The organism is Chryseobacterium sp. GTID13 (assembly GCF_056172655.1).
The window spans coordinates 92,732-116,276 of the sequence record NZ_JAOCMB010000006.1 but is presented as its reverse complement, the minus strand read 5'-3'; the positions used below and the strand labels follow the sequence as shown (position 1 = coordinate 116,276).

The 23,545-nt window shown below is 34.9% G+C and carries 18 protein-coding genes, 1 tRNA gene and 2 pseudogenes; 16 read left to right on the top strand and 5 right to left on the bottom strand.

Annotation, left to right across the window (positions count from 1 at the left end; all coding sequences use genetic code 11):
* The first annotated feature begins 184 nt into the window (after positions 1-184).
* Together N4G44_RS16755 and N4G44_RS16750 are read left to right on the top strand one after the other, a co-directional pair.
* Positions 185-1,369: a beta-propeller domain-containing protein gene (locus N4G44_RS16755; protein WP_474929019.1), complete on the top strand. Its 1,185-nt coding sequence runs from the start codon at positions 185-187 to the stop codon at positions 1,367-1,369.
* Between the two features lie 14 nt (positions 1,370-1,383).
* A complete protein-coding gene (locus tag N4G44_RS16750) occupies positions 1,384-2,412 on the top strand; it encodes a prolyl oligopeptidase family serine peptidase (protein WP_474928457.1) in 1,029 nt (342 codons plus the stop codon).
* 72 nt (positions 2,413-2,484) lie between these two features.
* Here N4G44_RS16750 and murA read toward each other — a convergent pair whose 3' ends face one another.
* Positions 2,485-3,792 carry a UDP-N-acetylglucosamine 1-carboxyvinyltransferase gene (gene murA / locus N4G44_RS16745; RefSeq protein ID WP_474928456.1) on the bottom strand — a complete coding sequence of 436 codons (1,308 nt, stop codon included), beginning with the start codon at positions 3,790-3,792 and terminating at the stop codon, positions 2,485-2,487.
* Complete coding sequence (locus N4G44_RS16740; RefSeq protein WP_474928455.1) at positions 3,792-4,466, bottom strand: DUF4290 domain-containing protein; 675 nt, start codon at positions 4,464-4,466, stop codon at positions 3,792-3,794. The genes murA and N4G44_RS16740 overlap by 1 nt, the downstream gene beginning before the upstream one ends.
* 186 nt (positions 4,467-4,652) lie before the next feature.
* Here N4G44_RS16740 and N4G44_RS16735 point away from each other — a divergent pair, with 186 nt between their 5' ends.
* Complete coding sequence (locus N4G44_RS16735) at positions 4,653-6,086, top strand: alpha-amylase (RefSeq protein WP_474928454.1); 1,434 nt, start codon at positions 4,653-4,655, stop codon at positions 6,084-6,086.
* A 151-nt stretch (positions 6,087-6,237) separates the two neighbouring features.
* On the opposite strand, the gene N4G44_RS16730 is transcribed toward N4G44_RS16735, so the two are convergent.
* Both N4G44_RS16730 and N4G44_RS16725 read right to left on the bottom strand, forming a co-directional pair.
* A complete protein-coding gene (locus N4G44_RS16730; RefSeq protein ID WP_474928453.1) occupies positions 6,238-6,651 on the bottom strand; it encodes a thiol-disulfide oxidoreductase DCC family protein in 414 nt (137 codons plus the stop codon).
* 12 nt (positions 6,652-6,663) lie between these two features.
* Positions 6,664-7,083 (bottom strand): heme-binding domain-containing protein, encoded by a 420-nt coding sequence (locus N4G44_RS16725; protein WP_474929017.1) that lies wholly within the window; start codon positions 7,081-7,083, stop codon positions 6,664-6,666.
* Between the two features lie 364 nt (positions 7,084-7,447).
* Between N4G44_RS16725 and katG the strand changes: the two are divergent.
* The 12 genes and pseudogenes from katG to N4G44_RS16665 all read left to right on the top strand — a co-directional run bounded on the left by katG (position 7,448) and on the right by N4G44_RS16665 (position 21,421).
* Positions 7,448-9,724: pseudogene (gene katG, locus N4G44_RS16720) on the top strand (catalase/peroxidase HPI).
* A 134-nt stretch (positions 9,725-9,858) separates the two neighbouring features.
* On the top strand, positions 9,859-11,091 hold the full coding sequence (locus N4G44_RS16715) for an autotransporter outer membrane beta-barrel domain-containing protein (protein WP_474928452.1): 1,233 nt from the start codon (positions 9,859-9,861) through the stop codon (positions 11,089-11,091).
* A gap of 279 nt (positions 11,092-11,370) precedes the next feature.
* A complete protein-coding gene (locus N4G44_RS16710; RefSeq protein ID WP_474928451.1) occupies positions 11,371-11,598 on the top strand; it encodes a hypothetical protein in 228 nt (75 codons plus the stop codon).
* Between the two features lie 161 nt (positions 11,599-11,759).
* On the top strand, positions 11,760-12,515 hold the full coding sequence (locus N4G44_RS16705) for a vitamin K epoxide reductase family protein (protein WP_474928450.1): 756 nt from the start codon (positions 11,760-11,762) through the stop codon (positions 12,513-12,515).
* A 179-nt stretch (positions 12,516-12,694) separates the two neighbouring features.
* A complete protein-coding gene (locus tag N4G44_RS16700) occupies positions 12,695-13,072 on the top strand; it encodes a hypothetical protein (RefSeq protein WP_474928449.1) in 378 nt (125 codons plus the stop codon).
* A 185-nt stretch (positions 13,073-13,257) separates the two neighbouring features.
* The gene (locus N4G44_RS16695) at positions 13,258-16,200 is read left to right on the top strand and encodes a thiopeptide-type bacteriocin biosynthesis protein (protein WP_474928448.1); all 2,943 of its coding nucleotides are present in this window, start codon (positions 13,258-13,260) and stop codon (positions 16,198-16,200) included.
* Between the two features lie 229 nt (positions 16,201-16,429).
* Positions 16,430-16,771: a hypothetical protein gene (locus tag N4G44_RS16690; RefSeq protein ID WP_474928447.1), complete on the top strand. Its 342-nt coding sequence runs from the start codon at positions 16,430-16,432 to the stop codon at positions 16,769-16,771.
* 118 nt (positions 16,772-16,889) lie between these two features.
* Positions 16,890-17,177 (top strand): hypothetical protein, encoded by a 288-nt coding sequence (locus N4G44_RS16685; RefSeq protein ID WP_474928446.1) that lies wholly within the window; start codon positions 16,890-16,892, stop codon positions 17,175-17,177.
* A gap of 44 nt (positions 17,178-17,221) precedes the next feature.
* On the top strand, positions 17,222-18,055 hold the full coding sequence (locus N4G44_RS16680) for a carboxypeptidase-like regulatory domain-containing protein (RefSeq protein WP_474928445.1): 834 nt from the start codon (positions 17,222-17,224) through the stop codon (positions 18,053-18,055).
* 61 nt (positions 18,056-18,116) lie between these two features.
* Entirely contained in the window at positions 18,117-18,320 is a 204-nt protein-coding gene (locus N4G44_RS16675; protein WP_474928444.1) for a hypothetical protein, read from the top strand.
* Between the two features lie 373 nt (positions 18,321-18,693).
* Positions 18,694-20,886 (top strand): annotated as a pseudogene (locus tag N4G44_RS16670) (peptidase domain-containing ABC transporter).
* A gap of 1 nt (position 20,887) precedes the next feature.
* Entirely contained in the window at positions 20,888-21,421 is a 534-nt protein-coding gene (locus tag N4G44_RS16665) for a hypothetical protein (protein WP_474928443.1), read from the top strand.
* A 454-nt stretch (positions 21,422-21,875) separates the two neighbouring features.
* Here N4G44_RS16665 and N4G44_RS16660 read toward each other — a convergent pair.
* Positions 21,876-21,946: transfer RNA gene (locus N4G44_RS16660), tRNA-Gln, on the bottom strand.
* A gap of 256 nt (positions 21,947-22,202) precedes the next feature.
* Between N4G44_RS16660 and der the strand changes: the two genes are divergently transcribed.
* Positions 22,203-23,513 (top strand): ribosome biogenesis GTPase Der, encoded by a 1,311-nt coding sequence (gene der, locus N4G44_RS16655; protein WP_474928442.1) that lies wholly within the window; start codon positions 22,203-22,205, stop codon positions 23,511-23,513.
* Positions 23,514-23,545: the final 32 nt, after the last annotated feature.

Sequence of the window (23,545 nt, the reverse complement as noted above, 5' to 3'; positions counted from 1 at the left end):
GCAGCGGTTTTTATAAAATTCTAAAGAGAAAGCTTCCGGGCTTTCTTTTTTATGATCCGGGATTCTATAATTTTTTTTTCAACAGATGATGAATTAATTTATTTTTAAATGATTTGATATCCAGCTGACTATGATATTTTTATTATATGTATTTTAAAATTTATATTTCTTTTAAAAGAGATGTATTAATTTAGCAGACCTTCTTGCTATCCGGATAGAAAGCAATTTAAAAGTATTTATAATAATCATACGATATGAAAAAACTGAAGTTTTTCATTTTAATCTTTTTGGATTAATCAATGCTCAAAGAACAAATCTGGCTCCGTCAAAACCGGTAACAGATACCTATTTTGGAATTAAAATAACAGATGAATATAGAAATCTTGAAGATTTAAAAGACGCATCCACAACGAGTTGGATGAAGTCCCAGACTGAATATTCTACTTCTGTCCTTAATGAAATTCCAAATAAAAATTATTATCTGAATAGAAGATTAGAGCTAGATAAAAGACAGGGCTATTCAATTTCCAACTTAAAGATTACAGCCAAGGATGAGTATTTTTATGTAAAAAAAGAAGCTAACGAAAAATCAGGGAAAGTATACTATAGAAATGGCTTTAACGGAAAAGAATTATTATTGTACGATCCGTATAAGCCCGATCACGATTATTTAGTTACCTTGATCAGTCCGAGTTGGGACGGTAAGAAACTTGCCATTTCTTTATCAGAGAAAGGAAAAGAAATTTCACAGATTACTATCATGGAAGTGGAAAATAAATATATTTATCCACAGGTTATTACCCAATCCAATCCGGCTTCTGTTGGAGGAATAAAATGGCTGGAAGATAATTCAGGCTTTTTCTATGTATATTATCCCGTAGTTGATGTAACGTCTAATCAATTTGGAAAGAATACCCAGTCGGTTTTATACAGAATAGGGGAAGATCCGGATATTCGTAATGATGTATTTTCGAGTACAAACAATCCTGATTTAAAGATCAGTGATGATGATTTTCCCGCTATTGTTTCCATTAATGCTGACGATCAGTATTATGTTGGTATATTGGTGGATACGGATGATTTTCGAAAGACATTTATCTCTGATAAAGAAGATATTTTACAGGGCAAGAAAAATTGGAAACCGCTTTATGATAAAGATGATATGGTAACGTATCTACGCTTTGCAGGAGATGAAATATTTTTTCTTTCGGGATATAATTCATCAAATCTGAAATTGTGTAAAACCAATGTGAAACATCCTGATTTCAGAAATCCGGATGTTTTGGTACCGGAAAAAAAGATGAGGTATTTAAGGATTATACAGTCACTAAAGATGGAATCTACTATACAACGACGAAAAATGGTGTAGAAGCAAAACTGTATTTGTATAAAGATGGTAAAGAGACTCCTATTGTATTGCCCTATGCATCTGGAAATGTTGATCTACAGTCTAAAGGTAAAGATTTTTCAGATATCTGGGTTTCTTGTTCCGGCTGGGCAAACGAAGAGCAACGCTTCCGATATACCCTCAGAGAAAATACTTTTACTTTGGAAAATTTAGCCCCTGCGCTGGAATATCCTGAATTTAAAGATATTGTTGTAGAAGAAATAACTTTTAAAGCAAGGGATGGGGAAGAAGTACCTTTGTCCCTGATCTACGATAAAAATATAAAAAGAGATGGAAACATCCCCGTTTTAATAGACGCCTATGGTGCCTATGGGACATCCAGGAATCCGTATTTTGTTAAGAGTTATATGTTATGGGCGGCACAAGGAGGTTTGATTGCCGTTGCCCATGTGAGAGGAGGAGGTGAAAAAGGGGAGCAATGGCATTTGGCCGGCTTCAAAGCAACAAAACCTAACACGTGGAGAGATGTGATTGACTGTGCAGAATACCTGATTAAAGAAAAATATACCTCAAAAGAAAAAATAGCTGTCTGGGGAGCAAGTGCTGGAGGGATTGCCGTCGGAAGAGCAATAACCGAAAGACCGGATTTATTCAAAGCTGCAATGATTGAAGTGGGAATTACCAATATAACCAGATTTGAAAATACACCAAACGGGGCAGGAAATGCCAAAGAGTTTGGAACCGTAAAGGACCCGGATGAGTTCAAAAGTGTATTGGAAATGGATGCTTATCAGCATATTAAAAAAGGAGAAAAATATCCGGCAACACTTATAACCGGTGGGATTAATGATAACAGGGTAATTGTCTGGCAGCCTGTGAAGTTTGCAGCTAAGCTAATGGCCAAAAGTAAATCTGAAAACCCTGTTTTGCTAAAGATAGATTATGAAGGCGGGCATGGTAATAATATTCCTCTTGCCCAGCGGTATTCTAATTTAGGAGATATTTTTGCTTTTGCATTCTGGCAGCTCGGACATCCTGATTACCAACCTAAGGCAAAAAAATAAAAGCCATAAATTCTGAAAAACAAAAAGCGTTCAAACTAATTTGAACGCTTTTTTATTGGAATATAATATTTTCTAAATTCTCTCAATATCCGCTCCAATCGCTTTCAATCTTCCGTCGATATTTTCATACCCTCTGTCGATCTGTTCGATATTGTGGATGATGGATTTCCCTTCTGCAGAAAGTGCTGCGATAAGAAGTGCATTTCCCGCTCTGATATCCGGGGAAACCATAGTCGTTCCTCTCAACGGAGTTTCCTGGTTCATTCCGATCACCGTAGCTCTGTGCGGATCACATAAAATGATCTGTGCACCCATATCGATCAGTTTATCTACGAAGAATAATCTCGATTCAAACATTTTCTGGTGTACCAGAAGACTTCCTTTGGCCTGAGTGGCTACTACCAGAATAATGGATAATAAATCCGGTGTAAATCCTGGCCATGGAGCATCCGAAATGGTAAGAATAGATCCGTCGATAAATTTCTGGATCTTATAGTTCTCCTGAGCAGGGATGAATATATCATCGTTACTCTGTTCAAGCTGGATCCCCAATTTTCTGAAAGTATTAGGAATAACGCCAAGCTGGCTCCAGTTTACATTTTTAATGGTAATTTCAGATTTGGTCATGGCAGCAAGACCGATCCATGATCCGATCTCTACCATATCCGGAAGCATCGTGTGCTCCGTTCCGCGAAGATGCTCTACCCCTTCAATGGTCAGAAGGTTGGAGCCTATTCCTGATATATTGGCGCCCATTCTGTTCAGCATTTTGCACAGTTGCTGAAGATAAGGTTCACAGGCAGCGTTATAAATTCTTGTTTTTCCTTTGGCAAGCGTTGCAGCCATTACGATATTGGCCGTTCCGGTAACCGAAGCCTCTTCCAGAAGAATAAATTTCCCTCTGAGCTCTTTGGCTTTTAATGAATAGAAATATTCCTCTTCATCATAATTGAATTCAGCACCAAGTTCCACAAGTCCCTGGAAATGAGTATCCAGTCTTCTTCTTCCGATCTTGTCACCTCCCGGAGTCGGCATATAAGCTTCACCGTAACGGGCCAGCATAGGTCCCATCAGCATAATGGATCCTCTTAGTTTAGCTCCGTCTTTTTTAAATTCATGGGATTTGATATAATCAAAATTAACCTTGTCTGCCTTGAAAGTGAAATCACCATGGCCGTTCTTGGTTACTTTAACTCCAAAATCACCCAGGATCTCAATTAATCTATTCACATCGTGGATGTCCGGAATGTTTTTAATTCTTACCTCTTCATCTGTTAACAGGACAGCGCATAAAATTTGTAAGGCTTCATTTTTTGCCCCTTGTGGAGTGATTTCCCCATGCAGTCTTTTCCCTCCTCTTATCTGAAATGTTCCACTCATTATTTTCTGTTTTTATGGTTGTTGTTATGCCTTCTCTTGTTAGTCTGGTTCTTATTATTGTTGTTATTGTTGCTGTTCCTGCCGCTGTTATTGTTGTTATTTCTTCCGCTGTTGTTATTGCTGGTGTAATAGATTTTGCTTTTTTCAAGAGATTCTATTCCCGTAAGATCCAGCCTGTTTTCAGAAAGCTCTTTCAGGTGGCGGAAAATAACGTCGTCCGTTACATGTTCCTTATTATATACATTGTAAGACTTCTTCATATTGTTGGCAATCACTTCGATCAGGGCTTCTTTTTCGTCCCCCGGTTCCAGTTCGATCGCTTTTTCTATCAGTTGAAGAATACTTTTGCCGTAAAATTTGAAATCTCCCTGAAGTTTAGGGTATTCCATTTTTTTGGGTTTTTCTGCCAGCTGTTCTCTGGTAGGAAAAGGATATGGTGAGTCTACATCAAGATCATATTCTGCTAAAATAAAAAGATGATCCCAAAGTTTATGCTTATAATTTTCTTCGTCACGGAGCTGAGGGTTTCTCTGACCCATAAAATCGATAATGGCCATAGCCATTTCGCTCCTTTCCTCTTTGGTAGGGAGCTCTTTGCAGCGCTCAACCAGCTGCTGTATGATTCTGCCATATTCCGGCATATGAAGCTGAGTTTTTTGGGTGTTGTATTCCATAGTATGCAAATATATGGATTAAAAGAAAAATTGTTTTGAAAATATTAAAAGTTTATGATTTTTTAATGAAAATTATATGCGGTTATTTGCAGGGATTCTATGGCGAAAATTAAAAAAATGTGTTTTTTTTATAGTTTATTTTAATAAAAGTGTAATTTAGTTGATAGATTAATAATTAAAATAAGTATGAAAAAAACACATTTATTAGTTTCGGTACTGGCTTTAACATTATTTAATTCCTGCCGTAACACTGATGAAAATGACAATGCAAGCCTTAGCAGTCAGGAAGTTCATTCCAAAATTGTCAATGTTACCAATCATGACGGGCGTCCCTTCAGTACCGGAAGCGGATCTGTAACCGGGAAGTTTGTATCTGGTCCCGGAGGCGGGGTCCTTATGCAGGGCTTTTATTGGGATGTTCCTGAAGGTGGAAACTGGTGGAATACCATAAAAGACAAACTGACAGCATGGTCAGATTCCGGAATCAGTGCCGTATGGCTTCCGCCGGCTTCCAAAGCGCAGAACGGAGCTTACTCTATGGGATATGACCCTACAGATTACTATGATTTCGGAAATTTTAACCAGAACGGAAGCGTGGAAACCCGTTTTGGGTCCCGGGCTGAACTGGAGGCATTAATTACAAAAGCTCATGCTGAAAACATGCAGGTGTATGCAGATATTGTGATAAATCATAACAGTGGCGGGCAGTCTCAGGCCAATCCTTATACCGGGACCAATACCTGGACCGATTTCTCAGGAGTGGCTTCCGGAAAATTTCCAAGAAGTTATAATGATTTTTACAAAAATTCTTACGGGAATAATGATGAAGGTTCCTTCGGAGGATTCCCGGATCTTTGCCATGCCAATCCTTATGTGCAGGACTGGTTGTGGGGAAGAGACGATTCTGTCGGGAAGTATTATAAAAATGTAATGAAATTTGACGGATGGAGATTTGATTATGTAAAAGGTTTCGGACCTTGGGTAGTTAACAACTGGAACTCAAACGTAGGCGGATTCTCCGTTGGTGAGCTTTGGGATTCCAATGTGAATACTTTAGAATGGTGGACTAATAATGCCAACAGTTCCGTATTCGATTTTGCTGCCTACTATAAAATGGATGAAGCCTTCGACAACGGAAACCTTAATGTTCTGAACGATGATATGATGTGGAAAAGAAATCCTTATAAAGCGGTAACCTTTGTAGCGAATCACGACACAGATATTATTTACAATAAAATGCCGGCTTATGCTTATATCCTGACTCACGAAGGATATCCTACCATCTTTTACCGTGACTACGAAGAATGGTTAAATAAAGAAAGGCTGAATAATCTGATCTGGATCCATAATAACAAAGCTACAGGAACAACCTCCATATTATATACAGATAATGATGAATATATTGCAAGACGTAACGGCTATAACGGAAACCCGGGGCTTGTAGTCTATATAAACAACTCATCCAGCTGGCAGGAAAGATGGATAGAAACCAACTGGAGCAGCCAGCAGATAAAAGACTTTACCGGTAACTCGAGCTGGTATCCTACTACACAGGGAGATAAATGGGTGAAGATCCAGGCACCGCCAAACAGCTATTCAATCTGGTCACTGAACCAATAAAAATTGAAGAATAAAAAAGCAAAGATGAAACCATTATCTTTGCTTTTAATTTTTCAGGAAATACTAATCAATAGGAACGGGCTTTAGCCCGTTTTTCATTTCAGAAAATCCATCGGCTTTAGCCAAAACTTAATGATAACGTTCACCAAAATTATACCTCAATAAATTTTTTCTTTTGATCACGATCCGGAAGGAAACATTTCTGGTTGGCAATCTTCATTCTGTTTTCTGAAACAAGATCGTATATTTTATCACTTAAAAAAGCAGGAATTATTTTCCCCACGGCTGATAATTTATAAATTCCGCCCAGAATATTGGCAATCTGAAGTACGGCCCTGGATTTGGTAAAATAATATTGATTGGGCTTCCAAAGATAAAGCGTGTTGAATACTTTAGTTTCCAGGCCTCTTTCAGAAAGGAATTTCTGTCCGAAATCAGACTGCAGGGAAGCGAACATAAACCTGTCATGTTGATCTCTTTCCAGGATCCACTGTACCCAGAAATTGCAGACGCCGCAATCGCCGTCAAAAAATACAATATGCTTATCTTCCCACTTCTCCTTCATACCGTTTGATTTTTAAAATACCATTTTTCTGTCGGTTTCTTCCTTTACTTTTTTAAAATATTCTATCAGCTGCTTACGTTGTTCCGCAGTAAGTTTGGCATCCTGATGCCCTACATAATAAGATTCCAGAGGCATTTCCTCTTTTTCAACCATTTCTATACATTCTTCCAGTTTATGAGACTGTATTTTAGGTTCGTATACTGCAAAGGTAGAGAAATTAAGCTGCTTTCTGCCTTCATCAATATGATTTTTAACAAACCATGAAGCTGGTGAAATGCTTGCATACCAGGGATACCGGGTTTCATTGGAATGACAGTCGTAGCAGGAAGTGCTGATGATCTTTGCAATAGGTTCCGGTGTCTTCTTGATCCTCAGGAAATCCATTCCCGGAGTAGGGGCCGGATTAGTTTTATCGATCGGGAAAAACTGTATAATAATAAATGCGACAAGCAGTACAACCAGGATTTTTTCATATCATTTTATTCTTAAGAGATAAAAATAATCAAATTTTATTAAATCGGAATAAGCTGATTATCAAAATACAGAATCCTCATTTGAATGATTCTAAATATGATCATTTACCTTTGCTTTTTATACATCTGCTCTTGAATTTTTACTAACTTAATTGCATGATTACACCTTTTAACATCATGGTTTAAATAATTTTATAAAAAGTACAAGTTATAGTTTTTAACTATTGTTTAAATAATTATTAATAGATTGTATTTATTGGTAAAGCTTTGTAAGTTTGCCATATACTAAAGGTAAAACTGTATTAACATAAAAAATTAACTATATGGAAAAAGATTCAAACGACATCAGTAAATGCCCGTTTCATAACGGAACAATGAAAAAAGAAGCTGTAGCCGGTGGAGGAACCAAAAATCTTGATTGGTGGCCGGATCAGCTGAGAGTGGATATCCTGCGCCAGCACTCATCGCTTTCCAATCCTATGGATAAGGATTTTGACTATGCCGAAGCATTTAAAAGCCTGGACCTGGAAGCCGTAAAAAGAGACCTTCATGCATTAATGACAGATTCGCAGGACTGGTGGCCGGCAGACTTCGGTCATTACGGACCTCTGTTTATCCGTATGGCATGGCACAGTGCCGGAACATACCGTGTGGGTGACGGTAGAGGAGGTGCCGGAGCAGGGCAGCAGCGTTTTGCTCCTTTGAATAGCTGGCCGGATAATGTGAGTTTGGATAAAGCCAGAAGACTCCTTTGGCCTATCAAACAAAAATACGGAAATAAAATCTCGTGGGCAGATCTCTTAATCCTTACCGGAAATGTTGCCCTGGAATCAATGGGATTCAAAACATTTGGATTTGCAGGTGGGCGTGAAGATGTATGGGAACCGGATATGGATGTGTATTGGGGTTCAGAAAAAACATGGCTTGGAGGAGATTTACGTTATGCTCACGGTTCAGAGGGCGTAGTGGAAGGAAGGGAGTGCTTCCAACGGATGATGATGCAGACGGTGATATCCATTCCAGGAATCTTGAAAAACCTCTTGCTGCCGTACAAATGGGACTTATCTATGTAAATCCTGAAGGACCGGACGGAAATCCTGATCCTATTGCAGCTGCTAAAGATATCCGTGATACTTTCGGACGCATGGCCATGAATGATGAAGAAACCGTAGCTTTAATTGCCGGAGGCCACACCTTTGGTAAAACTCATGGTGCAGGCCCTGCTGATCATGTAGGAAAAGAACCGGAAGGAGCCGGAATTGAACTTCAGGGATTAGGATGGAGTAGCACATACAAATCAGGGAAAGGAACAGATGCCATTTCCAGCGGTCTTGAAGTAACATGGACAGAAACTCCGACCCAGTGGAGTAATTATTTCTTTAAAAATTTATTTGAAAATGAATGGGAATTGACAAAAAGTCCTGCCGGCGCTCACCAATGGGTAGCTAAAAATGGAGAAGAGATCATTCCCGATGCATTTAACCCTGAAAAAAGCACAGGCCTACGATGCTTACCACAGACCTTTCTTTAAGGCTGGATCCGGTGTATGAAAAGATATCAAGACATTTCTACGAAAACCCTGAAGCGTTTGCAGATGCTTTTTCCAGAGCATGGTTTAAACTGACCCACAGGGATATGGGGCCAAGAGCAAGGTATCTGGGACCGGATGTGCCTCAGGAAGAACTGATATGGCAGGATCCTCTTCCCGAAGTTAATCACGAATTGATAAATGAAGCAGATATTGCTGCCTTAAAAGAAAAAATTATCAATTCAGGGCTAAGTGTTCCAGAACTTGTAACTACAGCCTGGGCTTCTGCGTCTACATTCAGGGGAAGCGATAAACGCGGGGAGCAAACGGAGCCCGAATCAGACTGGCTCCTCAAAAAGACTGGGAAGCAAATAATCCTGCCCGGCTTCAGAAAGTACTGGGGACTTTAGAAAATATTCAGAAAGAATTTAATGAAAGCCAGGCTGACGGTAAACAAGTTTCATTGGCAGATTTAATCGTCCTTGCAGGAAGCGCAGGAGTTGAAAAAGCGGCGAAAGATTCAGGGCATTATATTAATGTTCCGTTTGCACCCGGAAGAACGGATGCTTCGCAGGCACAGACCGATGTAGAATCTATGGGATATCTGGAACCTGCAGCGGACGGATTCCGGAATTATCTGAAAAGAAAGTTTAGTGTATCCACAGAGTCTTTATTGATTGATAAGGCACAGCTTTTAACCCTTACGGCTCCGGAACTTACGGTGCTTGTGGGAGGAATGCGTGCGTTGGATGCAAATTTTGACGGATCAAAACACGGAGTATTTACCAGCCGTCCCGGAGTACTTACCAACGATTTCTTTGTTAACCTTCTGGATATGGGGACACAATGGAAAGCAATTTCCGAGGATAATGAATTGTATATGGGAACAGACCGGTCAACAGGACAGCCAAAATGGACTGCTACCCGCGCTGACCTTGTATTCGGATCCAATTCTGAACTGAGAGCCATTGCAGAAGTATATGCCAGCTCTGATGCCCAGGGCAAATTTGTGAACGATTTTGTTTCAGCCTGGGTAAAAGTAATGAATGCAGACCGATTTGATTTAAAGTAATTATTGATTTAACATAATATTATGAAGACAGCTTAAAAAGCTGTCTTTTTTTATTGATTTTAATTTATATAATAAAAAAAATGATGATATGTTTAAATTAATTATATATTTGTTGAAAAACAAACAAATAGAACATGCTTAAAAAATTATTTCCTGCCTTCCTATTGGTAGGCACTCTTGGCTTTGCCCAGGTGGGAGTTAATACTTCAATTCCCAATGCTACATTCGATGTAGTCGGAAATCCTGATGACACTTCAAAATTTGACGGAATCATTGCTCCCAGAATCACAGGAGACCAGCTGAATGCCAAAAATTATACGGCTTCACAAACAGGAGCATTAGTTTATGTAACTACCGCAGGAGCTTTAACCGGGCAGACTGCTGATGTAAATTCTGAAGGATATTATTATTTCAACGGCGATCTTAATAAATGGATAAAACTTAATTCTGGGATTGTCCCATCACCATGGAATATTCAAAATACAGCAAATCCTTCCACAGCTAATACTCAGAATATCTATCAGAATGGTAAAGTAGGGATTGGCTTTACTGCAGCTGATGCGGTTTCCGACAGGCAGTTTGAAGTGAAAGGTGATATGAAGGCTCAGTATGGAAGCGGAGCCAATTATTTTGGATTAGATACTAATCTTTTAGGAGCAGGTAGTGGTATCTATTATTCAGATAATAGTGATTTGTCTGCTGCCACAAGTTTAGGTGCGGTTATGACAAGACCGGGAGTAAGCACTCTACAATCCAATTATGGAGCGGGTGGAGGGAATGTAGCTACCTTTTCACAGGCTACAGGCGGATCCTTTGGTCTGGTAGCTGTTAATCAGGATCAAAGTGTAAATGCCTCTATATGGGGAATAAGTAATGGAACCGGTAATAGTTTAATTCTGAGTCACGATGGAGGAACAACGGGAGTAACCAATGTTACCCTTGAAAAAAGTAAAGGGGTTACTTTTTCCTATAAAGATACATCCGGGAATCCTCAAGGCAACTATACTTTTCCGAGAACCAATGGCCAGTCCGGCCAGGTTTTAGTAACAGACGGGGCGGCAGTATTATCCTGGAAAGATGCTTCATCTTTAAATGCAAAAATAAAGACGATGTCTTCAGGAACAGTTGCTGCTGATGATTATACGGTTCTCGTAACAGGAAATATTTCTCTTCCTGCTGCAAGTGCGGCCAATCAGGGAAAAATTTATAATCTGGTTAATGATACAGCTGCTACCGTTACGGTGAGCGGAACATTCCGGATCAATGGAGGGAATTTTACCAATTACGATTTGAACAACAGTAATTTTGGAAGGGCGATTTCAGTACAAAGTACCGGATCTGCATGGGTTTTAATTTCCAGATATTAAATTTCAATGACTGAAAAATAATAGCCATTCTTTTAAAAAGAGTGGCTTTTTTATTGAGGTAATGAAAAAAAATGAATTTTTTTGAAATTTTTTTTCTTTTTTGTTTTCCTGTGCAATTAATTGTATATGAATATTTTATAAGATTAATTTTGATCAGATTTTTCAATCCTTTAAAAAAATAAGACTCTAAAAAGTGTTTTATTTTTGAATATCTCTTGCATGAATGAAATAAATGGCTAACTTTGTTTCACCTTAAAAAACAAATTTAATACTCATTTTATGAAAAAACTAACAATTAAAAAGTCAACTAAGTCATTAGGTGTGAAATCTTCAACTCTTACAAGAGAAACGTTAAAAGACTTCAAAGGAGGTGGCGGCATCGGAATGGAAGAAAGCCTTGAAGACGGATTAGAAGGTGGAGGTTGCAATTCAGACTCACTATGCTCATCAGGAAGATCTATCTGGAATAATTTCTCCGGAAGGCCTCATACTAACTGCTGTGCTTAAACTTAGTTGAAAATCTTATGAATAAATAAGGTTTTTCTTATAATTAAATTAAAAGGCTGTTTTTACAATAAAGCAGCCTTTGTTAATCCCCATGGCTGACTAATCTTACGATATTTTTGTTAGTCAGCTGAATACTTTTCTACTTAAAAATATGAACAAAAATGAATAACAATATTCAGATTCTTTATAAATACCTTAAAAAAAAGAATATTGATGTAGATTATTCTGATTTTGAAACTGGAATTTCCTCGCATCCGAATTATCCTGATATCCTGTCCTTTACAGACACTATGGATATGATGAATATTAAATACAGTATTTATAATTATGCGGATGTAGAAGACGAAGCCGGTCAACAAGATCTGGTTATTTTTTATGACCAGCACGACACTTTAAAATTCGGATATGTAAAATCACAAAGCCCGAAAACATTAAAAAAATCTCTGGTATTGGTTACTGAAGAGCATCCTAAGCAATGGATTTTAAAGTTTAATCCAAAAGCGGCTTTTTTGTTTGTGGTTTTTATGATGCTTGTGTTGATAGGTTCAGTTTTCGGATCGCTCTATATTCCTATTCTTTCAATTTGCGCCATCATAGGAATTTATATTTCATACAGCGGGCTTTCGATTGAGCTGGGAATAGAATCAGTTTTTTCTAATAAGTTTTGCTCATCAAAAGAAGAAAAATCAAGCTGCAATTCTATTATTAATTCAGATAAAAAAATACCTGTTAAATTGGGGCATCTCAGCTTCTTTTTCTTTATTCAGCAGTTCTTTTTACTGGCTTTTAGTGCAGCAATCCCTGAATTTTATAGTGCGTTTTTTATTGGTGTCATATTAAGTTTACCCTTAACCCTCTACTCTTTGTATTTCCAGTTTTTTATAGAAAAAAATTCTGTACAGTATGTCTTAGTATAATTGCTGTTCTTTATATACAAATATTAATCAGTGTTCTTACATTCAATAAACTCCAGTTCAATTTAAATTTTAACAAGATTTTACTGTTCCTGATCATCATAGCTGGATCCGGTTTGCTTACTTATTTTATTTCTCAAAATGTAGCTCTGATAGAAAGGTTAAAAAAAACCAATAACGGATTGATTAAGTTTTACAGGAACTTTGACCTCTTTAAATATTCGTTGATAAAAAGTAAAAAAATTGATTTTAATAAGGAAAACCTCGGAATTGTTATTGGTGAAGCCGACCCTTCGAAGCCTTTAATTACAATGATATCCAACCCTAACTGTAAATACTGTAAGGAGACCTACAAGACTTTATGGGATATTTATAATTATGAAGCAGATCATGTGACCATTCAGATCATATTTTACGATAAAAATTTCACCTCTGAAGGCAAGGAGATTATAAGAAATATTCTTCATCATTATTTAAAGGAAGGGGCGCTGCCACCTTGGAAATCCTGGCGAATGATTACAGTTTTTTTGAAGAAAAACATCCAATTGATGACGAATTGAGTTCAGAAATCGAAAATCATATAGTCAATCAGGATCGTTTCGGTTTGTCTGCGAATTTTGAACATTCACCTACATTACTTTTAAACAATCACGTTTTTCCGGAAAATTATTCCAGATCATTTATCAGGTATTTTATTCCTGATTTAATAAGCGATATGAAAAAATCAAATACCTTTTCCTTATAGATGATGCCTGATTCAATGTTTACAAAATCCATCATGAGAAGACCTCTTTTCAGCCTGGATTTTTTTAGAAATACCTATCTTTCCAATTCTTCTTTCGCGGAGGTATATCAACATTTACAAGAAGATGAATTGTTTGTAAGATCCATAAAAATGTCATCTGAAGAATTTTATGATCTGTTACTGCAGTATGACCATAAATCTCCGGATAAAAAAAAGAATATAGAATTTACTTTCTATAAATATTTTTCCCGCGCAGCAAACAGAACTATACCGTTTGGGATGTTTTCCGGAATTGGCTTAATCAACCACTCTGAAAGCAATGGAAATGAAACTCCTGTCTATAAAAAGCAATTGCTCCCTAAAATTGACTATGAATATCTGGACCGGTTGATAAAAGAGGCAAATGAAAACAAAATCGTCAGAGAAAAACTTACTTATAATCTTAATAATACCATTTATTCCAAAGATTCAGAATTACTTTATATCCGGAAGAATTTTAAAAGCAAAATAAAAAATTATCTCAAAACCAGTATAGAGCATGATGAGGTAATGGATTCTTTTTTAAATTTCTGCGGGAAAGAAAAGTCTGCGGCAGAAATTATTGATTTTTTAAAAGAGAGTTTTGATGCCGGTGAAGAAGAGGCAGACGTATTTTTTAGCGAACTGGTTGATGAATCAATTATTTTTTCTAACCTTAATTACTCAACCATTGGAAAGGATTTTATAAAAAACGATTTACTGAAACATATTCTTTCCGAAGAACTTGGAAAAGACAATCCCGAGTTATTCCAGGTATTGAAGGATATGTATGAATTTCAGACAACTGGTGCCGTGGGTGATACACTCGCAAGTAAAATAAAGTACGATTTAACCTTTGAAAGTGACGTTCAGATTGATTTTGATACGATCAGGAATGTTCAGGATATTTTGTTTGTTTATGAAAAGCTGTCACAGAATTTTAATTCAAAGCAAACAAGGCTGGACAAGTTCATGTATTCTTTTAATAAAAAATATGGGGAAAGAGAAATTCTGCTCTTGGAAGCTTTAGATATAGGATATGGTGCCGGCAGCTATGTTTCCGATGCAGAATTAAGTAAGATCGAATTGCTCATTTTGAGAAAAACATTCGAAGCGGCTAAAAACGGAAAAACAGAAATAGAGTTTACAAAAGATGAGCTGTCCACATTTAAACACCATATTCCCGACAAGAGTACAAAATACTGCTCATATTCTCTTTTCAAAGATCCCCTGCATGACGGGAGAAAAATAATAAATATTAATTATGTATCCTTTTCGTCACCGGTAAAAATACTGGGAAGATTTACAGAAAACCCCGAGATCAGTTCTTTTGTGGAGGAAATCAGTTCGTATCAAAATATTACTGCCGGATCCGATTTTATTTTTGCGGAGGTTGATCATTTGCCAACCTACCTTGCAGGACATATTGTAAAACGCAATATCAAATTTGATTATCTCATAAGATACCCGAATGATGTTCCGGTAGAGCCTGACCAGAAATATATTGACGTTAATGATTTGTACATTCAGATCATTGAATCTAAAGTTTACCTGAGAAGTAAGAAGCTTAATAAATATGTAATTCCGACATTTTCTACATTCTTTGACCATCATCATGCCTTAAACAGTACTGTTTTTAAATTTTTATTAGATGTAAGCACCCAGTATGATAACCATGAGAAGAGCGGTATTAATGTCAATAATATACTGAATACTCTAAGTTTTTTCCCACGGATCACCTATAAGAAACATATTCTAAAGAAAGCCCATTGGCTTATAAAGACCTCTGATTTTTTTAAAAATAAAAACGAAAATATCAGCGATGCATTATCTCTTTATGATGAAAATGTAAAAAAGATAGGGCTGAAAAAAACATTTTGTATCGTTGACGGAGAGCAGGAACTGTATATCAATCAGGACATGCAGATATCCGTGGAGCTATTCCTGAAAGAGCTTAAAAAGAAAAATACTCTGATCGTGTGTGAGGCAATTTATGATGATTACCGGCCCTTTTTTACAGATGAAGATCAATCATCCATTAATTTGGAAATAATAACTCCATTAAAGAATAAAAGTTCTCTTAACTATACTTCTCAGAAATTACCTGAAACAGTGCATGTTTTAAATAAGCTTTATCCGTTTATGCATGGCTGTGTTTATTTCAAATTGTTTGTTAATAAGGATATTGCAAATACAATAATACTGGATCTTGTACCTTTTTTAAAAGACCTGGTAGATGATGGTATTATTTCACATTTTGTGTTTTTGTATTATTATGCTCCGGATTTTCACATAAGGTTCCGGGTTTTTTCCGACCAGCAATTGAAATTCATGGAGGCGTTGAATAAAGTGTTAAGAGAGAAGATTTCATACATCGATTCTCTGCAGTATGATACTTATGACAGAGAAATGCTGAGGTATCAAGGGGATCATATTTTATTTTTTGAGAAAATATATTATTGGGACAGCCTCATAGCCTGTGAAATTATAAAATATGCATCAGACAGCAATATGGAAGACTGGCTTTTCTGTACAAAGACTGCATTATATTATATAGATTGCTTCTTTTCTACTATTGAGGACAAAATAAGTTATCTGAAAAAAATAAAAGAGTCCTTTGCAATAGAATTAGGAATAACTCCTGACAATAATAAAGCGATCAATAGAATCATTCTTGAAAATAAAAATAATATTGATGTTATATTATCTAATGATTATCCTGAGATAGATGGTATATTAGGGCAAATCCGGTTGGAGATACAGACCCATCTTAAAAATCCTGATCAGGAAGATCATATTTTCGATTTAATACATATGCATTTGATGCGGATCGTAAAAAAAGATAACCGCTTTTTTGAGTATATTATATACTGTATTTTGGAAAAGAATTTGAAAGAAAAATATTACCGGTATAAAAAAGAGTAGTGAAATGTATGCTTTTGAAAACTGTCTGCTAAAATAATAGCTCCAATAAACGAATAACAACGGAAAAGAATTGAAAAATTATAAAAACAAAATGCGGAGAGCTTTAATGGCTATCTTTTTAGTAATAAGTTATAATATAATTCTTATTAATTCATGATCAAATGAAATAATAAGATTGTTAAGGTGTTATTTTACTATATTTGGAAAGTATTATGCTGTGTAGTTTCGCATGAAATATTTATTTTTTCTATTGTTCAGCATTTCCATTTATGCTCAGAATATTGTTTCGGGAAATACCATCTCGGAGCAGGGATTCATATTGCAAAATGTATCTGTTGTTAATATTCAAACTAACGAGCAAGTAATTTCAGATAGTCAGGGATTCTTTAAAATAAAAGCAAATACAAATGACGAGTTAAGATTCATTAAAGAAAAATATGATAGGGCTATAAGAAAAGTGACTAATCAAGATTTTGCTAATTTAATTTCTGTAACCCTTATTCAATCACCTATCGAAATTGAACAAGTTGACTTGGCCCTTAATGCAACGGGTGATTTAAAAAAGATATAAATCTTAGAGGTTCTAATAAAAAGAAATTGCTAAATGAAGAAATAAAAGACTATATAAAAAACCATCCTGAAGAAAAAAAGATTCAAGAATCACCACGCCAAATTTTGGAGTTCCAGATATGAACCAAGGGCAGGTTAGTATTTTAAGTATAGGCAATAGTGGTTCAGGCGGAATATTAGGATTAGTAGCAAAACAGATTCTTAAAAAGGATAAGCATAAACCCGACTTTTCAGAAATTCAGAATTTTCATAGAAAAGTAAAGGATACTTTTTATGACGATTACTTTACAAAGCAAGGATTAGATGAATTTGGTTTTGAGTCATATCTTGTTTATTTAGATAGCAGATATAAATTCTCAGAAAAATACTTTAATAATTTTAATACTTTAGAAATTGAAAAAAATTAAAAAATCTATTGCAAGAATATATTAATAAGAGATAAAATACAATTATGAAAAAAATTATCGGGATTTGCTTTCTACTATTATTCTTTAATAATTATTTTTCGCAAACCATAAATGGGATTGTTTATGATGGAGATAAAAAATCAGTTTCGGGGGTGGTTATAGGAGTAGAAGGTCAGGAAACAGGTGATATTACTGATGAAAAAGGTTCTTTTTCCATTGATTTAACTAATGTTGACAAAAATAAAAATCTTATTGCATATTTAGGCGGATTTGAGCCTTACAGAATAAAAGTGTCGGATTATTTGGATAAGAATAACCACGATATTATTTTAACAGAAAGGGTAGTTAACATACAACAAGTAGTATTAACACCTCAAAAAATGTATGAGAAGAATCTTGGTGAAAATAAGAAGTCAAAAACAAGATATTGTGGTTATGATTCTAGAAAGGATAAGGCTCTTTTTAATGAGTACGCAATTAAAATAAAAAATAAGAAAAAGATTAAAATTAAGAACATTAATATTAATGTTTCTGATTATAAAATAGAAACGCCAATTAATTTAATCTTTGATATTTATAAAAGCAAAGATGATTTGCCAGGTGAATCATTAATAAATGAAACTTTATCCAAAGAAATAACTAATGCCGATATTAAAAATAATAGCATTAGTTTAGATATTTCGGATAAAAATATTTGGATAGATGAAGACTTTTTCGTTTCGGTAAGAACTGCTAATGATTTTAATGGATATATCTATTTTGGTGGAAATATTTTTACATTCTCACAAAGTACCTACTATAGGGTTTATTATGGTGATTGGAAGAAGTTTTCATCAGGCGTCCCATCTATCAATTTAGATGTATTAATTAAGAAATAAAATTTGGAAATTTCAAATAAAACTCATATACTTGTGAAGTATTAATAAAAAAATTAAAACCATGAAAAAATTATCAATTTTAAAAAACAAAGGAACAAAATTAACTAAGTCGTCTTTAAAATCTATCGGTGGTGGATATAGCTGGCTTTATTGTGCTACTCATTCATTTAATGTGCAAATTGGAGATGTGACTATTATTGAAGCTCCAGTAGGTGGAGACGGTAATACAATGACTTGGGCAGAATGTAGAGCTGCTAAAGACTAGTCTCACACCCTATATTATAATGTAAACAGGTTTTTTATTAAGCCTGTTTTTTTATTTACTGTATTTTTATCAACCAGCTTTAAACATTTAAGTAGTTTACGAGCCGTGGACATTTATTAAGGAAATACTTTTACTCAATAACTATTGAATTTATTAATTATTTTCAAATCACTCATGGGATGAAAATATGGAAGTTTTAATAGTAATTTAAGCTTGCTGTTAATAATCTTAAATGTTAAAAAAGAAAATATTGCTCAAGGGCTAAGTTTTACACATGTTTTTCGATAATAATCATCTCTTTCCTCAGAATTATGAAAGGAAAGAAATTATATATTTTATACAGGATTTAATTGATGATGAAGAAATTTAAAAAATGAAAAGCTTTCCATTTTATAAACAACCTGACGCCAAAGATTGTGGGCCAACTTGTTTGAGAATTATCTCTAAATATTATGGGAGAGAAATTCCATTACAACATATCAGAAAGTTATCAGAGACAACAAGAGAGGGAGTAATTTAGCGGGTTTAAGTGATGCTGCTGAAAACCTTGGATTCAATACTCTTGGAATGAAAATTAATTTTGAGGTATTAAAAAATGATACTCCATTACCCTGTATTGTGCATTGGAGAAAATCTCATTATATAGTTGTTTATGATGTTGATGTTAAAAATAACTCTGTGTATGTTTCCGATCCTGGTTATGGATTAATTACTTATACAAAAGAAAATTTTATAAAATCTTGGATTGGGGAGAACGCAGATGAAACAACTGAGGAGGGTGTTATTTTGGCATTGGAAACCACACCTTTATTCTTTAAAAGCAAATTTGAAAAAAAGAAAATAAAGCGAGTCTTTCATTTCTTTTAAAATATCTTGTAAAATATAAAAGACTTGTAATACAGTTAGTTATCGGGTTGTTAATTGGTAGCTTGTTAACCCTCATATTTCCTTTTCTCACACAAAGTATTGTTGATATTGGAATAAAGAGTCAAGACTTAAATATTATTTATTTGATTCTCTTAGCTCAGGTAATGCTTTTTATCGGTAAAATGGGATTTGATATTGTTAGGAGCTGGATTTTACTACATCTTTCTACAAGGATTAATATTTCTATTGTATCGGATTTTTTTATTAAACTTATGAAATTGCCTATCAGCTTTTTCGATACAAGGATGACAGGTGATATACTTCAAAGAATAGATGACCATCATAGAATTGAACAGCTATTAACGAATACATCTCTGAATATCCTTTTTTCGGTAGTAAATCTTGTAGTTTTCAGCGCAGTATTGTTTTTCTATGATTATAAGCTCTTTCTTGTTTATCTATTTGGAGCAAGTTTATATATGATGTGGGTTCTATTCTTTTTCAAAAAAGAAAATTGCTGGATTATGAGAAGTTTGGGCAAATGTCTCAGGAAAGAAGCAAAGTAATTGAACTCATTAATGGGATGCAGGATATTAAATTACACAATGCCGAGAAAAAGAAAAGATGGGGTTGGGAAGCAATTCAAATAGAGATATTTAAACTAAGAATGAAATCTTTATCCTTAGAACAATGGCAGTCTGTGGGTGGAAATTTCATCAATCAGATAAAAGATGTTTTCGTAAGTTTTCTTTCTGCTAAACTTGTTATAAGTGGAAATTTAACATTAGGGATGATGCTGTCTGTCCAATATATAATAGGGCAGCTAAATAGTCCTCTTTTACAATTAATTGAGTTTATAAAACAATCACAAGATGCTAAAATTTCATTAGAAAGGCTGGGAGAAATTCATGATAAAGAAGATGAGGAAACTGAAACTGAACAATACATTTCTGAAATTCCGGAAAAAGATATTATACTAAAAGATGTTTCTTTTAGATACATAGGTTCGGAGGATTATGTTTTTGAAAATCTTAACTTAAATATTCCTTATCAAAAAACCACAGCCATTGTGGGGGCAAGTGGAAGCGGTAAAACAACTTTGCTAAAATTGTTGTTGAAATTTTACGAGCCAATTATTGGTGATGTAATGATTGGCGATTTAAATTTAAATAAAGTCTCCCCTAGATTTTGGAGAGATAATTGTGGAGTCGTGATGCAGGAGGGATATGTTTTTAATGATACCATAGTCGAAAATATTGCAGTTGGTGAAGATTCGATTGTGCAAGAAAAATTTAATCAAGCAATTGAAATTGCCAATATTAAAGATTTTATAGAGAATCTGCCTCTTAAAGAAAATACCCAAATTGGAAATGAGGGCGTAGGAATGAGTGGCGGACAAAAACAAAGATTGTTCATTGCTAGAGCGGTTTACAAGTCACCTGAATATATTTTCTTTGATGAAGCTACTAGTTCTTTGGATGCAAAAAATGAAAGAATAATAATGGGTAACTTAAAACAGTTCTTTAAAGGAAAAACAGCAATTGTTATTGCTCATAGATTATCTACTGTTAAAAATGCAGATAAAATTATTGTCTTAGATAAAGGTAAGGTTGTGGAAGAAGGTACACACAATGTTTTAGTGACATTGCAAGGGGAATACTACAGGCTAATTAAAGACCAATTGGAATTAGGAAATTAAGATGAATGAAAATAATTTAAGAGATTCAGAATTACGTTCAACGGGTGTGCAAAACCTGCTGAATAAGAACCCTCATTGGGTGATTTTAAAAGGAAATCTTTTCATTTCAATGGTGTTATTGTTTTCTTTATCAATTGTGTGTTATTGTGTAAAATACCCAGATTTTGTAAACTCTAAAGTAATTGTCGATCCTATTGAAAATCAAAGGTACAATAAAATTGTACTTGGGAAACTTATTGTGGCTCAAGATGACTTAATGAAAGTAAAGGAAGGACAGAAAGTTATAGTTAAGCTATATGATTTTCCTTATCAGGAATATGGAGTTTTAAATGCACGGATTCAAAAGGTATCAACTAACAGTAAAAATTCTTATATAGATATCATTTTTCCAAATGGTTTGAGAACATCTTATAATAAAAATATCTTTGTAAATAAAGAATTAAAAGGGAATGCAGAGATTGTAGTACAAGATACCCGGCTTATAGAAAGAATATTCTATCAAATAAAAAAAATTATTGGGGTAAGTGATTTTTAATATTATGGATACAATCTTACAACTAATACTACTTATAATCATATTCTCAAATTCACTGTCGTTGATGTTGGGAAAAAATATATTGTCTTTTAAAATATTTAAATTAAGTTGGATTATTGCATTAATAGATATTTTATTAATCTTATTCTTTTTTAATCTGAGGCAACCCATTATTCTCTATATTATATTTACATCAATTATAGTTATGTTTACTCTGGGGCTCAGGAATTTGGTAAATAGTTATAATGCTAATACACTAGGAAATAACAATAATAAAAAACAATTGGTAAATTTTTTCACTTACTTTTTGCTCTTCTTTTTAATTATGCTGACAACTGGCGTTATAAAAAGTCTTTTATTTGGTTCTCCTTTATAGTAAAGTGCAGGATATAGTATTTAAAATTTAGCTGAAATAAAAAAGCAATCAATTAAAATTCAATTGATTGCTTTTTTGTAGACCCACAGGGATTCGAACCCCAGATGACTGAACCAAAATCAGTAGTGTTACCGCTACACCATGGGTCTTTGTTATTTTAGTGGCGCGAAATTATAAAAAATATTTTATTGAAAAAAGTGTTTTTTCATAGTTCGATAGTAACAAAAGCTTTGCTAATGTATAATTCGGTGATTTTTAATAAAATACAAAACCGGTTTTTCTTCAAAATATTTTTTATAAGAAGCAGATTTTAACACCTAAATAATAAAATCTTATCTTTGCAAAAAAAATTGGGCTCCAAAAGTTGGAGATACCCATTAATAATTTCATTTATTAAACATTTTTATGTCAAATATTGTCGCAATCGTTGGGCGCCCCAACGTAGGAAAATCCACACTTTTTAATCGTTTACTTGAAAGAAGGGAAGCCATTGTAGATTCTACAGCGGGTGTTACCAGAGACCGTCATTACGGGAAATCTGATTGGAACGGAGTAGATTTTACAGTTATAGATACCGGCGGATATGATGTAGGAACGGATGATATTTTTGAAGAAGAAATCCGTAAGCAGGTTCAGCTGGCAGTGGATGAAGCTACTTCTATCATTTTTATGATGAACGTAGAAGAAGGCCTCACTGATACCGATCATGAGATCTATCGTCTTTTAAGAAGATCAAACAAACCGATCTACATTGTAATCAATAAAGTAGATTCAGCAAAAGAAGAACTTCCTGCTACAGAATTTTACCAGTTGGGTATCGATAAATATTATACACTTTCTTCCGCTACAGGTTCAGGAACCGGAGACCTTTTGGATGATATCGTTAAAGATTTTCCAACAACGGAATATAAAGACCCTTTTGAAGGATTACCTAAAATTACCATCGCCGGACGTCCGAATGTAGGTAAATCTACTCTGACCAATGCTTTGCTGGATGTGGAAAGAAATATTGTAACCGATATTGCCGGGACTACAAGAGACAGTATTCAGACGCTTTACAATAAATTCGGTCACGAGTTTGTGTTGGTTGACACAGCTGGAATGAGAAGAAAATCTAAGGTGAACGAAGATCTGGAATTTTATTCCGTAATGAGATCTATCCGTTCTATTGAATATTCTGATGTGGTAATCGTTATGGTAGATGCTACACTGGGATGGGAATCTCAGGATATGAATATCTTCGGGCTGGCTCAGAAAAACAGAAAAGGGATTGTAATTCTGGTAAATAAATGGGACCTTGTGGAAGACAAGCAGACCAATACGATGCGTGATTTTGAAAAAGTGATTAAAGATAAAATCGGACAGTTCAACGATATTCCTATTTTATTTGTTTCAGCTTTAACGAAGCAGAGAATCCTGAAAGCTGTGGAAGTAGCTATGCAAGTTTATGAAGACCGTAAAAAGAAGATCAAAACTTCAAAATTAAATGAAGTGATGCTTCCGATTTTTGAGCAGACACCACCGCCGGCTAATAAAGGGAAGTATATTAAAATCAAATATTGTGTACAGCTTCCTACACCGTCTCCGCAGTTTGTATTTTTCTGCAACCTGCCACAGTATGTAAAAGAACCGTACAAAAGATTTACTGAAAACCAATTAAGAAAAGAATTCGGATTCACCGGAGTTCCGATCGAGGTGTATTTCAGACAAAAATAGATGATTTGCAGATAAGTTAATTTGATGATGTG

Coding starts and splice junctions, on each gene's coding strand:
- murA (WP_474928456.1), bottom strand. CDS start 3,792: ATGAGTGGAACATTTCAGATAAGAGGAGGGAAAAGACTGCATGGGGAA.
- N4G44_RS16740 (WP_474928455.1), bottom strand. CDS start 4,466: ATGGAATACAACACCCAAAAAACTCAGCTTCATATGCCGGAATATGGC.
- N4G44_RS16735 (WP_474928454.1), top strand. CDS start 4,653: ATGAAAAAAACACATTTATTAGTTTCGGTACTGGCTTTAACATTATTT.
- N4G44_RS16730 (WP_474928453.1), bottom strand. CDS start 6,651: ATGAAGGAGAAGTGGGAAGATAAGCATATTGTATTTTTTGACGGCGAT.
- N4G44_RS16715 (WP_474928452.1), top strand. CDS start 9,859: ATGCTTAAAAAATTATTTCCTGCCTTCCTATTGGTAGGCACTCTTGGC.
- N4G44_RS16710 (WP_474928451.1), top strand. CDS start 11,371: ATGAAAAAACTAACAATTAAAAAGTCAACTAAGTCATTAGGTGTGAAA.
- N4G44_RS16705 (WP_474928450.1), top strand. CDS start 11,760: ATGAATAACAATATTCAGATTCTTTATAAATACCTTAAAAAAAAGAAT.
- N4G44_RS16695 (WP_474928448.1), top strand. CDS start 13,258: ATGATGCCTGATTCAATGTTTACAAAATCCATCATGAGAAGACCTCTT.
- N4G44_RS16690 (WP_474928447.1), top strand. CDS start 16,430: ATGAAATATTTATTTTTTCTATTGTTCAGCATTTCCATTTATGCTCAG.
- N4G44_RS16685 (WP_474928446.1), top strand. CDS start 16,890: ATGAACCAAGGGCAGGTTAGTATTTTAAGTATAGGCAATAGTGGTTCA.
- N4G44_RS16680 (WP_474928445.1), top strand. CDS start 17,222: ATGAAAAAAATTATCGGGATTTGCTTTCTACTATTATTCTTTAATAAT.
- N4G44_RS16675 (WP_474928444.1), top strand. CDS start 18,117: ATGAAAAAATTATCAATTTTAAAAAACAAAGGAACAAAATTAACTAAG.
- N4G44_RS16665 (WP_474928443.1), top strand. CDS start 20,888: ATGAATGAAAATAATTTAAGAGATTCAGAATTACGTTCAACGGGTGTG.
- der (WP_474928442.1), top strand. CDS start 22,203: ATGTCAAATATTGTCGCAATCGTTGGGCGCCCCAACGTAGGAAAATCC.